Consider the following 12638-nt stretch of genomic DNA (forward strand, 5'->3'; position numbering starts at 1 on the left):
GTGAGACAAAAACATAAGCAGTAAATTTATAAATAAATGGTTTCTTCTCAGAGGTGGACAATCGTGCATCGGTAGTCCAACGGCTAGGAGTTCTGTATGTGCAAACATCAGAGCTAGCAAATAGAAGCCTTCCATGATATCAAGCCAAACCTTGATACACGAAGGGAGCTTTTGATCCGGGTTCGAATCCCGGCCGATGCACTCTTTTTAATTCTAAACAAATTCTTCAACATTCGTACGGCTGAACGAAGTGAATGCCGTACTTAATCTAGGGTTGGTAAGGGCAGTTTGCCCTTACACTGACAAAGGAATCCCGGCCGATGCACTCTTCTTTCCATCAAAACATTAATAAGGAATCTCTCCTTAATATCAAGAATGCCAGAATCCATCCTTGTCTTTAGCGCGCATAACGATGACCAGATTATAGGTGCAGGGGGCACACTCGCAAAATACGCTAAAGGAGGGAAAGAGATTACAGTCTTCATATTCTCGTTTGGGGAATCATCGCATCCGCATTTTCATAAAGAAGAAATCATCAAAACAAGAGTACGAGAACTCATTGTTGCAGATGAAATTCTCGATATCAAGCGATCTTATCACCTTGGATTAAAAGAAGGAGATTTCTTTAATGAGTTTACAAAAAAGAAGAGAAAAGAAAGTATTATGAGAATAATTAAAGAAAAAAATCCACAAAAAATATTCACGCATTCCATGAATGATCCGCATCCCGATCATAAAGCAGTAAACAACATCATTCTTTCTATACTAAAAGAAAGCAACTACAAAGGAGAAATATATACATTTGATGTCTGGAATCCGTTTAATCTACGGAACAGAAACCTTCCAAAATTAGTAGTCGACATCACAGACACATTTCAGGCAAAAGTGAAAGCGTTGCGCTGCCATGACAGCCAGTTTCTTGCGCTTATTACCATGGTTCCTAGTATTTATATCCGCGGAATCATGAATGGACTCCAATACGGAAAAAGATATTGCGAACAATTCACAAAAATACAATAAATAACAACTAACATTATATGGAAACAAAAGAAGGCAAGCAAGAAAAGAAGCGATTAGTCATTGCAACAGACTGCTTTCTCCCAAGATGGGATGGCGTCACAAGATTTCTTTTAGAAATATTACCAAGAATAAGAGAAGAGTTTCAGATCACCGTGTTAGCGCCGGATTTTAAAGGAGAAAAAATCAAGATACGAGATATAGAAGTGATCCGCTACCCTCTGAGAGACATGCAGTTTGGAGATATTTACTTCTCAAAGTTCATGTACAAAGAAATAAAGCAGGAGATAGAGAAAGCAGACATCGTCTTCAGCCAAACCATTGGACCAATAGGACTCTGTGGAATTCTCGCAGCAAAAAAATTGAACAAACCAATTGTTTCTTTTATTCACAGCATAGAATGGGAGCTCACCACAAAGAGCGTGAAGTATCTCAAAGGCTTCACAAACATAACAACAAGACTACTTACAAGATATCTGTACAACAAGTGCACGATGCTTATTGTTCCAACGCAGGAAGTCGAAGAAAAGCTCACCGTCATTGGAATAAAGACACCAAAAGAAGTGATTAATCTCGGAACAGATACAAAACGATTTACTCCTGTAGAAAATAAAGAAGCAGCGAAAAAAGCAGTGGGTATTGATCCAAAAGACAAAGTGATTGGTTTTTGTGGCAGAATTGGAAGAGAAAAAGACATCGGCACACTCTACAGAGCATTCAGAAGAATAGAAAAGAAGCATCAGAATGTAAAACTCCTCATTGTCGGAGAAGGACTTGAAGAAGAGCTCTTCACAGAAACAAGAAATATTCTTCATGTTGGAAAACAAAACAATGTTGTTCCGTATCTCCAAGCGATGGATATCTATGTCCTTCCCTCGCTCACAGAAACAACATCATTGAGCACGCTCGAAGCAATGGCGTGCGGGATTGCGGTGATTGCGACGCCAGTAGGCTATGTCAAAGAGTACATCAAAGAGCGATATAATGGGATGTTGTTTCCGTTCAAGAATTCACTAGTATTATCGCTGAAAATAAATCTTCTTCTGGAGAATGAAAAATTGCGAGAAAAGATTGCGAAGAATGGAAGAAAAACAGTGGAAGAGAAATTCCAATGGATAAAGACAGCAGAGAAGATAAAGAAAGTATTGATGGAACAAAAAGAGAATTAAATCCCAATCAGAGTAGGAGCAACGTAGGTTCCATCAGAGATACCAAGATATCTTCCAAAGTCACCATCATCAACTCCATCTTTTCGATGCCCTTCAAAATTTTTAGATGGACTTGCAACAATAAAGCGATTACCAAAAATTTGTGACAATACCAAAGTTCCCTCATCATTTCGAATTGCTGAACAACAAAAACATCCCCCTCCTAAATAAAGAGCAGTATCAAATTTTTCTTGAAATTTTCGAAAAATATAATCTCTCACAGAAGCACGAGTAGTCGCACCAAAAAGAACATTTTCAAGAGGCGTTGGATCATTTGACTCCCAAACAGAATTAGTTGGGTGAGTATATTTTAAGATTTCGGTAGATTTAAAAAAACCAGTAAGATCGGAGCGAACAACAGAAACACCAGAAGAAGAAAGCTTTTCTTCGAGTTGTTCATAGAGCGTACGATACGCGATAACACGATCATAGTCCAGCCCTGCAACGCCAGCTGAAAGATTGAGATAACGAAGCAAATATTCAACTCGAACTTTTTCACGAGCTTCTTTAGAGAAAAAAGCTTCAGAAGAAGGATTGTCCATATACCAACCAGGAGCCTCAAGATATTGATGAATAATATGGCCCTTAGGAAGATCGCTTACAGATCCAAATGAAGATCCAAACTTTTTACAAATATAATTTCTCCAAGCATCCACAACATTAAATTTAAGATCAGATTCTTCTCGAACCACGAAAAGCACACGTTTTGGTGGTGATCTCCACTGCGTTAATACTTCATCAATTGTTTTTACTGGTATTGTTTGACTCATTTTTCTTTCCCCCATACGATAAATTCAGACAAGCAACTTTACTTTCGTCTTGATACAATAGTAACATGGCGAGCATATAAACCTTTATTCTCCAATTTTGGAGGATAAACTATATAAAGAAAAAGAGACAATAAGACAAGAGAACAAAGATGAACACACAAATCTTAGAAGACATTGGTTTGACAAACGCAGAAATCAAAGTATATCTTGCGCTGCTAGAACTTGGAACAGCGACAGCAGGACCAATCTTAGAAAAAAGCCATCTCCAGAATTCAGTCGTCCACATGACGTTAAATAAGCTGATTGAAAAAGGATTTGTCACATTCGTCAAAGAAGGGAAGAGAAATCAATACCAAGCAACAAACCCGAATAACATTACAAATTATATCAGTGAGAAAAAAGAACGATTTGAAGAACTGCTTCCTGAGCTTCTCTTAAAACAAAAGATGGCAAAAGAGAAGCCAGAAATAATTACCTTTCGAGGGATAAAAGGAATTAAGGAACTTCTTGTTGAACTTCTTGAAGCTGGAGGTAAAGAGCATCACACCTTTGGCTCTACAGTCAAATCATTAATGCTTGGAGATGCATGGTGGGTAAATTATCATAAAAAAAGAGCAGCAAAAGGAATCCACGCAAAACTCCTCTTCAACAAGTCGCTTGCATCATGGAAAGCAGAAGCAAAATATCCAAAAGCAGAAGTACGCTATACAAAAGCGGGCTTTGAGCCATTAACAGAAACAATCATTAGAAATGACAAAATTGGAATAATTATCTGGACAGAGAAGCCACTCGGAACACTGATCCATCAAAAAGAAGCAGCACAATCATATGATCAATTCTTTGAAATGATGTGGAATACAGGAAAAGAGTAAAAACATTACCTCTTCTTCCCAAAAAACAACGCTTCCAATCTCTTAAGAATCAAAGCAGGTTTTTTATCAGAAACCATAACATAAGCATCAGAAGTCTCATCATTTTCAAGAATAATCAGAAATTTTTTCTCTTTATTAAACAAACAAGAAGGAGGAAGAAAATGATGATGCCAAGAAATTCCTTTCTTATTATAAAACCCCGCAAGTGCAAGAAGTTTCTGAGAAGAGATTGTTTTCATTTCAAACCTTCAAACTCACAACCTTACTCATGTTATCCTGCGTCATGCTCACACCATACAATGTATCTGCCTCTGAGATAATACCATCGTTGTGGGAGATAATGATATACTGCGCGCGATCGCTGTAACTTCTAATCAACTTCGCGAGTTTATCGGAGTTCATTTTATCAAGCGCTGCGTCCACTTCATCAAAGATGTAGAAGGACGCGGGATCATGTTCCTGAATCGCGAAAATAAACGCGAGCGCGGTCATGGTCTTCTCACCGCCGCTTAAACTGCGAATGTCCATGAATTTTTTACCTGTAATGCGAACTTTGATAGAAACGCCAGCATTGAAGATATTGCCTTCATCTTCAATTTCTAGGAATGCTTGACCTTTGGTAGAAATTGCCATAAACATGTTTTGGAAGTGCTGATTGACCACAACAAAGGTATTCAAGAACATTTCTTTTTTCTTTGTCTCAATTTCATTCATCATGACAAAGATTTCATCCTTTTCTTTGGCAAGAGAATTCTTTTTATCAACAAGAGAGTTATACTCCTCTTCGACTTTTGCGTAAATTTCAAGCGCTTTCAAGTTGACATTACCAAGACGTTCCACCATGCGCTCAAATTCCCAAATTTCTTTTTTAAGCGCTTCTTCAGTCTTATCAGTATACAGTTCAATAGTCGCGTATTGCTTGAATTCTTCTTCCATACCAGTGACTTCTGCGCCAACACGAGCATGCTCAATGCTGATCGCGTTCTTTTTCTGTTCAACAGAACGAACCTGTTCTTCAGCAACAATAATAGTATTCTCTATCTTCTGAAGTTCTTCATTTAAGACATCGCGATGTTTGAAAAGGTCCTTGAAAGCGCCATAAAATTCCTTCTGAATACGCTCTTTCTCTTTTAGGTCACTATCTTGCTTCTTGATTGTTTCCTGAAGATCTGCAATTTCTTTGCTAAAGTCTACTTGCTCTTTCTCATGTTGTTTGAGAATTTTCTGGATGTTTTCTTTCTCAGGAGCAAGAATATTAGTAATCTGCATTGCAGTGTTGCGAACAGAGCCTTCAAGTTCCATTATTTTTTGCTTGAACTCTGTTTTCTTTTGTTCAAACGTATTCAATTCAGCGATAAGCAGGGGATTGCGAAGCTGCGTAATTGCGTCACGAAGCTGTTGCTTCTTGATTTTCGCGTTTGCGAAGTCCTTGTTACATGCGCTAATCTGCCGCTGGAGTTCCTCAAGCTGAGTCTCAAACGCTTTTGCCTGGCTAGCAAGTTCTTGTTTCACTTTCTTTGAAACATCAAGATCTTCAGAATCAAGGTGCAAGGATTTTTCTTTAGTAATAATATCTCCTTCAAGATTTGCTTTAAATTCACGAAGACGAGTAATGTTTTTTTCAATCTCATTTCGTTTTTCTTGGAGGACAGAAACAAGACGTTGGGTGTCTGCAAATGCCGCTTCAGTCTGCTTGATATTCTCCACGACTTCTTTTTCTTGGAATCCTAAACCCCCCTTATTTCGTTCACGATAGCCACCCTGCATTGCGCCACTCGTTTCAACAAGATCACCTTCAAGAGAAGTCATACGAACAGTACCAATGCCCACGCGTCGTGCGACCGCAATGTTGTCCACAACAAGCGTGTTGCCAAAAACATAGGAAAAGACATTTTTGAACTTTGGTTCATACGTAACCAGATCACTTGCAAAACCATGAACACCTTGCGCGCTTGCAGCTGCTTTTGCAGAAGGATCAAGAGAAGCAGGTTTTATTTTGTTTAAGGGCAAGAATGTTGCGATGCCTAACTTTTTTTCTTTGAGAAAACTAATGCAGTTTTCAGCGGTTTTATCATCCCCAACAACAATGCTGCGAAGTTTTGGACCTGCGGCTATTTCAAGCGCAAGCGCGTATTTGCTCGAAACGTGACCTAAATCAGAGAGCAAACCATGAACAGCGCCAAGCGATGATTTTTCTTCAAGAACACGCTGGATTGCGATGTTTCCAGAAGAGCTTTCACGAATACGGGTTTGTCGTGCTTCGAGTTTTGCAAGTTCATCTTGCGCATGCTGCATTTTTTCGCGTGCGTGCGCAAACTGCGCGGCAAGCTGTCCATCTTCCTGAAGTGCTTTATTGAGATCGAGGGTTGCTTTTTTGAATTCCTCTTTCATTTGTTTCAGCGTTGCAATTTCATCTTTGTTTTCTTTTTCAAGCTCAAGCACTTTTGCGATACGCTCATCTGCGCTATGAATCTGATAATCTATTTTGTCTTTTTCACGAAGAATATGCTGCTGCTGTTCACGTAAACCCTGAATTTCTTTTTGTTTTTCTTCAATAAGCTTGTCTAACTCTTCAATTTCTTTGTCGATGTTTTCAGCGCCATCAAGTTTATTTTTTTTGCGGAAAGAATCAATCTTATCCTGAATCTGCGCAAGTTCTTTCGTCATGCGCTCTTTTTCTTTGTCCTGAGCAGCGGATTGCTTTTCAAGCTCGGTAATCTTTTCATCAAGTTCAACAAGAGAATTTTGAAGCTGATCTTTTCTTGTGTTTAAGCGAGTAATTTCATTGTTGCAAAGGCCGATGCGGTCTTTGTTCGCGACAATATCCACTTTTAATTTTTCAACAGCGTGAAGCACCTGTACTTGCTCTTTTTCTCCTTTTTCTTCAACTTCCTTTGTAATTTTCTGAATCTGCGCTTTCTTATCAACAACCTGTGCTTTTAATGTAGCGATGTCAGTATCTTTTTTAGTAATTTTTTCCAAATACCCATCAATTTGTTTTTGCAATTCTCCGCGCTGTTCAAGTTTTCTGCGAAGCTGCATATCAAGATAGGTTGCTTTATTTTTCGTGATTTTATCTGCAAGATCTTTATATTTCTCCGCTTGATCGCGCTCTTGTTTTAACTCTTTGAGATATGATTTTCGTTCATTAAGCACAATGTCTGCTTCAGTAAGTTTTTGATCCACTTTTTCAAGCTCGCTGAGGGTTTTCTGTTTTTTCTCCTCGTAAACACCAATACCTGCAATGTCCTCAATAATGACGCGACGCTCAACAGAAGACATCTCCACGAGCCGCACAATGTCCCCCTGAAGAACAATGTTATATCCTTCAGGATCAATGTCGCCAGCAGAAAGAAGTTCAAGCATTTCCTGCCTTGTTTTTCGCTCCTCATTAATTTTGTAAATACTCTGTCCATTTTCGCGAATAATACGAGAAACTTTTATCTCAGGAGTACCAAGAGGAAAATGATTGCCGGAATTATCAAAATAAATGCTGACTTCGCCTTCTTTTGCGGGCTTTTTGCTTTTGCCACCGTTATAGATGAGATTTGCTGATTTTTCAGCGCGAAGCCCTTTTGCAGAGCCTTTGCCAAGAACAAAACAGAGCGCGTCGCCAACGTTCGATTTCCCACTACCATTAGGGCCTAAGATACAGTTATATTTGGGATCAAAAACAAGTTCTGTCTTTTCACCGAAAGATTTAAACCCGCGCATCACGAGTCGATTAATGCGTGTCATAATCACCACTTTTTTTGCATGCACAATGAAAAAATATAGAAAAAATGAATTGTTTGCCGTATATAAAACTTTTGAAAGCACCATGGAGGAAAAACAAGAACCAAAAGCAAGAGAAAAAGAGGAGAATTCTGCCAACGAAACATTTATATAGATGGGGAAACTAAAAAATCAAAGTGTGAGCATTGGCACATAGTAAAAAAAATATGAGTTTTGTTATGTGGCAGAGACAAAAACAGAGAATGATCACGAGGTGAAAAATTCATCCTTGAAAAAGAGGGGAATTTGAACAATGGCAGAAGAAGAGAAACGATTTTCACGGCAATTACTTGGAAAGACAGTGGTCAGCAAAACAGGAAAGCGCTTCGGTGAAGTTGGCGACATGATTTTTGAAACACGAAGCGGTGAGCTTATTCATTTGATTCTTGCAAATCCAACAACCTATACAGAAAAATTAGAGTTGGAAAAAGACAAGGAAGGAAATATCCTTATTCCGTTCAGCGCAGTGATTGCGATTGGAGACTTCCTCGTCATAGCAGAAGAAGATATTATTTAATTTCTTTATTTTTATAGTTTTAAATTAACATTAGCCTTTCTCACATGTATACATTCGCCTTACTGTTGCTTTTGAATCCCAAAATATTTTTTTAAAATATGTTATGAACAAAAGAAGAAAAAGCAAGATAATAACTGATCTAGAAAACAATCTTCTCTAAAAAAACAACCTTTATAAAACAGCCAAGATGCCAACTCTCTATGGAAGAAGAGCAGCAAGAAGCATTAAAACATTCTATGTGGACGGAAAAATACAGGCCAAAATCGTTTGCTGAAGTAAAAGGACAAATAGATATTATCGCGAAGATTAAAGCGTTTATTGCTGCAAGAAACATGCCCCACATGATGTTCGCGGGTCCTGCAGGAATCGGAAAATCAACAACTGCGTTAGTTATCGCGAGAGAAATGTTTGGCGCTAATTGGCGAGAAAATTTCCTTGAACTCAACGCGTCAGATGAGAGAGGAATTGATGTCGTCAGAACAAAAGTAAAGGATTTCGCGAGAACGCGAGCGATTGGAGATGTTCCATTTAAAATTATTTTCTTGGATGAATGCGACGCCTTGACAAAAGAAGCGCAGCAGGCATTGAGAAGAACAATGGAAAATTATACGCAAACAACACGATTTATTCTCAGCTGCAACTATTCCAGCAAGATTATTGATCCTATTCAAAGTAGATGCACAGTCTTTCGCTTCCGCCCACTCGAAAAAGACCAGATGTTTGCGATCTTTGACAAAATTGCGAAAACAGAAGGAATTGAACTTGACGTAAGTGGAAAAGAAGCGTTGCATGTGTGTAGTGAAGGAGATTGTCGAAAAGCAGAGAATATTCTTCAGAGTTGTGCTGCAGTAGCGAAAAAAATAACAGAAGATGAAGTATTCTCATTAGCGAGTGTCGCGAAACCAAAAGAGATTAACGAATTCTTGAAGCTTGCGTTAGAAAATAAGTTCATCGCAAGCAGAGATAAGATGCTCGAGACAATGCTCCGCTATGGATTAAGCGGTCTTGATTTGATCAAACAAATTCAGCGAGAAGTCTGGAATCTCCCAGTGACTGATGCACAGAAAGTTGCCTTAGTCGATAAATGCGGCGAGATTGAGTTTAGAATGACAGAAGGTTCTGATGAATTTATCCAATTAGAAGCACTTCTCGCACAGTTTACGTTGTGTAAGAAATAGAAATAAATTTTTCATTAGAAAACAACCTAATGCCCTTTTTCTCCCTTGTCAAAACTCTTATGCTTGTGCGACAAATAATTCGCGACAGCGATCAGCACAATACCAATAGAAAGGTATAATAAACTTAATGGCGTGTCAAAATGCAACACAACAGCGCTCTTAAAGAAATACACCATTAATATGATGATAATGACTTTGGTCAAGACCGCTTTCAAGTCATCAAGAGAATGAAATGTTAACCAATTAGGATACGGAATCTCTTCTCCTTTAAGCGTATCAATTTTGCTAATAAACAATTCATAAACTCCAAGCGCAATAATGATAAGAATAATGCCGAGCAAAAACTCATCAAGAGAGGAAATCAAATAGACAACGATAAGATTAGAAGGAACTGTTTCTCCATGGCTAAACGCAGCAGACAATTCGTGATACGCCTCATACGTGCTGTAAATTCCAAGAACAAACGCGATAAGAGAAGAAATTAATAATGCAAGGACAACAATAATAATGACATACCTAAATTTCCAAAGCCCATTCTCAAAGATTTTTTCAACAGTTGACGCGCCACTTTTCATAGTTTCACCAAAATATAAGATAACAAAATAAAAAGAAAGATTAATCCAATTCAGGATTTTCCTTGATTCTAACTCGCGTTGAAGCCAAGTCTTGATAATAATATGTTAAGGTAATATCGACTTGCGCAGTGTATAACGCGTCTTCTTCAAGACTATCACTGATGCAGATAATCGTTGTTTCTGCTGCGCCACTGCTTCCTGTAGCAGTTGCGCGTGCCATGCGAGCGACAGAAGGATCTCCTCGTGATGTACATTCCATACCTGCTGTTTCTACTTCAAAACTAATAGTGTCGTAGATTGCGGAGAAATCGTCACCAAGATATGCTTTGCTGCGTCCTTGTCCTGCGTTATAAATAGGGATTTCTAAGTAAATTCTACCGCTGCCATATGGTTTTTCCACAACAGAGCCAATCTGAATTGGACCACCTGATGCATAAGCTGTTTGTGAAGAACTAACATCACAAACACGTTCATCACGAAGATCTTCTTTAAAGCAGACTTTTGGAATAGACACATACGTTTGGTAAGGATAGGTATATTCAAGATAAATGTTTGCGTCATAAAATGTTCCAGTTAATCCTTCATAAACAGCGTCACCAAAACTAACACGTTCATAGCCGCCATCAGGAAGATACTCAGAAACTTTAGTGAGTTCCTCAGCATTCGTTTTTTCAAAATCAACACCAGAAAAATCATTTTCTGAAATACCGCGAATTTTTAATTCAACTTCATTCGGTTGAATAGTGAATTCTCCACTGTTTTGGAGAAGTGCGACAATAGGGAATGCTTCATCTTCATAAACTTCATTACCGACGCCAAAATCTTCGAAAGAAAGAACTAAACCATAAGAACCACCAAGCCAAACACTTTGGACAGATTCAGATCCTGCTTGTTGTCCGCATCCTGCAAGAAGCAGTGCGAGAATAACGCCAAACACTAAGAGCAATCGATGAATGTTCATGAAAATCCCTCCTGAAACGACAAACTATACAATATAAGCTACTTTCCCACAAAACGAATATATAAACATTATGGTTTTGCGACGGAAGTAACACAAACGCACCACTCGCTGCCATCCAAATCGCAGCAAGATGCAGAGTATTGCCGTAGTTTGGTGCGACTGTGGAATTATAAAATTAGGTCGATGCAAAAAACAACAACATGGCCAGACGAAGCAAAATTTGCATTGCAAATTTTGCGAAGTAGGACAAGCTTTTTGGCTAAACCAATGAGAAGAAAGCCAAAAAGTTGACCGTCTGTGCCAATGTTGTTGTTGTTTTTTGCTTACGAACCAGAAAGAGTAATATAAAATCAAAAAACCATCACCTAAGTAGAAACAATATTGCACCGCTCAGAAACAGTTCTTCCGTCACTGACTGTTCCATAAATAGAGAGTTTTTTAGGGACGGTAGATCCAGAAAATGGACAAGACGACGTTGGACTACTTGAATCACCACACTTTGTGACAGTAGAAGAGCCATGCACTTGATATTCGACCAACTCATCCGCTGCTGCAGAAACCTTGATTTCAGTTTCTCCCTCACTGCAGTAATACATTTTTCCACTGATATACAAACAAACGCAGCCTCCCCATTTGTTCATGTTCGCTTCACTGCAATAGCAACCTGAACTTCCAGAACTCGAAGAACTTCCTGAAGAAGAACCTGAACCAGAATCTGTTGAAGAACGGGAAACACCCTGCTCATATGCTTCTCGATCAGCAGTACTGCTGCTTTCATAAATGCCCATATCCTGGTCAATCACAGAAAGATACGAATAGTCGAGAGTAATTTTAAGCGGCGTTGTGTACGTGCGTTGTTCGCGAAGCGTGAACGTGCAGATAATAACACCTTGCCCAGCGTCGTTAAGCGCGATATAACCATTACTTGGAATACAGCTTGGAACATCCAACCCATTAATTTCCAGACTAACGCCGACATGATCTAAATCAGCTTCAGTTAAACCAAAAGGACAAGCGTCAAACGCGTCAACGTCATACGCGTTGACCACAGTGCCATCGCCAACATGCTGCACAAAGACAGTAAAGCGAACTTTATCCTGTTCATAATCTTGGCGAACTTCAGTGACTGCGACAGGTCCACCTTGAGAAGAAAGTCCAATAGTATCCTGATCGCAAATATACGTGTCCTCAGGACTATAAAGTAAACAAACTGTTGGAGTTGCAATAGATTGGTAGCTGTAACAAAGGCTTGCTTGCAATGTTGTTTCATACGATTCTCCAAGAGTGAGAGAAACAGGCGCTTCTTCTGCGACAGAAACAAAATATTGGTATCCTCCTGGGGCATAGATATTTTTACCGTAAAATTCTGCAGGAAGCTCAATTGGTTCTGTATCTAGTTTGACAATGGTAGGATCATATCCACTAAGAACCACTTTTCCTTGCGGTTCATCGTATGCGCCTTTATTTTCTAAAACAAGTTGAAGATTCAAATATTGTTGATCATAAAAAACATAATCATCGTCGAGGAAAGAGAGAACAACTCCTTCTGTTCCAGTTCTGTATGCGTCTGCTTCTTGACTGCTGTAGAATGTTCCGCAAGAAGAGAGAAGAAGAGAAAAACAAAGTAATAAGACAAAAAATAACAACATGGCCAGACGAAGCGAACGAGGTTGCCCTACGAAGTGGGGTGTTCTCGTTCGCGGAGTAGGGCGTGCGTCAGCACGACCGTCTGTGCCATCGTTGTTGTTATTTTTTGCTTTTATCAT

Annotated in this window: 12 protein-coding genes and 1 tRNA gene; 7 read left to right on the plus strand and 6 right to left on the minus strand. The window is 39.0% G+C overall.

Translation table 11 applies throughout. The features are described 5' to 3' along the window. The first annotated feature begins 65 nt into the window (after positions 1–65). The 3 genes from HZC31_08040 (at position 66) to HZC31_08050 (ending at position 2186) form a co-directional block, all read left to right on the plus strand. A tRNA-Gly gene (locus tag HZC31_08040) sits at positions 66–201 on the plus strand. Positions 202–375: 174 nt separating this feature from the next. Then, positions 376–1020, plus strand: coding sequence for a PIG-L family deacetylase (locus HZC31_08045; protein MBI5003308.1), 645 nt, complete (start codon positions 376–378; stop codon positions 1018–1020). 17 nt (positions 1021–1037) lie between these two features. Further along, complete coding sequence (locus HZC31_08050; GenBank protein ID MBI5003309.1) at positions 1038–2186, plus strand: glycosyltransferase family 4 protein; 1149 nt, start codon at positions 1038–1040, stop codon at positions 2184–2186. Here HZC31_08050 and HZC31_08055 read toward each other — a convergent pair. Continuing rightward, positions 2183–3010 carry a hypothetical protein gene (locus HZC31_08055; GenBank protein ID MBI5003310.1) on the minus strand — a complete coding sequence of 276 codons (828 nt, stop codon included), beginning with the start codon at positions 3008–3010 and terminating at the stop codon, positions 2183–2185. The two genes, HZC31_08050 and HZC31_08055, sit on opposite strands and share 4 nt — an antisense overlap. 134 nt (positions 3011–3144) lie before the next feature. On the opposite strand from HZC31_08055, the gene HZC31_08060 reads away from it, so the two are divergent. Further along, a complete protein-coding gene (locus tag HZC31_08060) occupies positions 3145–3867 on the plus strand; it encodes a BlaI/MecI/CopY family transcriptional regulator (GenBank protein ID MBI5003311.1) in 723 nt (240 codons plus the stop codon). A 5-nt stretch (positions 3868–3872) separates the two neighbouring features. Here HZC31_08060 and HZC31_08065 read toward each other — a convergent pair whose 3' ends face one another. After that, complete coding sequence (locus HZC31_08065) at positions 3873–4106, minus strand: hypothetical protein (protein MBI5003312.1); 234 nt, start codon at positions 4104–4106, stop codon at positions 3873–3875. Between the two features lies 1 nt (position 4107). Further along, positions 4108–7605: a chromosome segregation protein SMC gene (smc, locus tag HZC31_08070; GenBank protein MBI5003313.1), complete on the minus strand. Its 3498-nt coding sequence runs from the start codon at positions 7603–7605 to the stop codon at positions 4108–4110. On the opposite strand from smc, the gene HZC31_08075 reads away from it, so the two are divergent. The 3 genes from HZC31_08075 (at position 7595) to HZC31_08085 (ending at position 9336) form a co-directional block, all read left to right on the plus strand. Continuing rightward, the gene (locus tag HZC31_08075; GenBank protein MBI5003314.1) at positions 7595–7756 is read left to right on the plus strand and encodes a hypothetical protein; all 162 of its coding nucleotides are present in this window, start codon (positions 7595–7597) and stop codon (positions 7754–7756) included. The genes smc and HZC31_08075 overlap by 11 nt on opposite strands. Positions 7757–7894: 138 nt before the next feature. After that, positions 7895–8158, plus strand: a complete 264-nt coding sequence (locus HZC31_08080) for a PRC-barrel domain-containing protein (protein ID MBI5003315.1) — start codon at positions 7895–7897, stop codon at positions 8156–8158. Between the two features lie 200 nt (positions 8159–8358). Next, positions 8359–9336 carry a replication factor C small subunit gene (locus HZC31_08085; GenBank protein MBI5003316.1) on the plus strand — a complete coding sequence of 326 codons (978 nt, stop codon included), beginning with the start codon at positions 8359–8361 and terminating at the stop codon, positions 9334–9336. A 26-nt stretch (positions 9337–9362) separates the two neighbouring features. Here the strand turns inward: HZC31_08085 and HZC31_08090 are convergent, their stop codons facing one another. The 3 genes from HZC31_08090 to HZC31_08100 form a co-directional block, all read right to left on the minus strand. Continuing rightward, complete coding sequence (locus HZC31_08090) at positions 9363–9911, minus strand: YqhA family protein (GenBank protein MBI5003317.1); 549 nt, start codon at positions 9909–9911, stop codon at positions 9363–9365. Positions 9912–9951: 40 nt separating this feature from the next. Beyond that, positions 9952–10872, minus strand: coding sequence for a hypothetical protein (locus HZC31_08095; GenBank protein MBI5003318.1), 921 nt, complete (start codon positions 10870–10872; stop codon positions 9952–9954). Positions 10873–11237: 365 nt separating this feature from the next. After that, positions 11238–12638: a hypothetical protein gene (locus HZC31_08100; protein ID MBI5003319.1), complete on the minus strand. Its 1401-nt coding sequence runs from the start codon at positions 12636–12638 to the stop codon at positions 11238–11240.

The organism is Candidatus Woesearchaeota archaeon, assembly GCA_016214075.1.
Lineage (GTDB): Archaea > Nanobdellota > Nanobdellia > Woesearchaeales > DSVV01 > JACRPI01.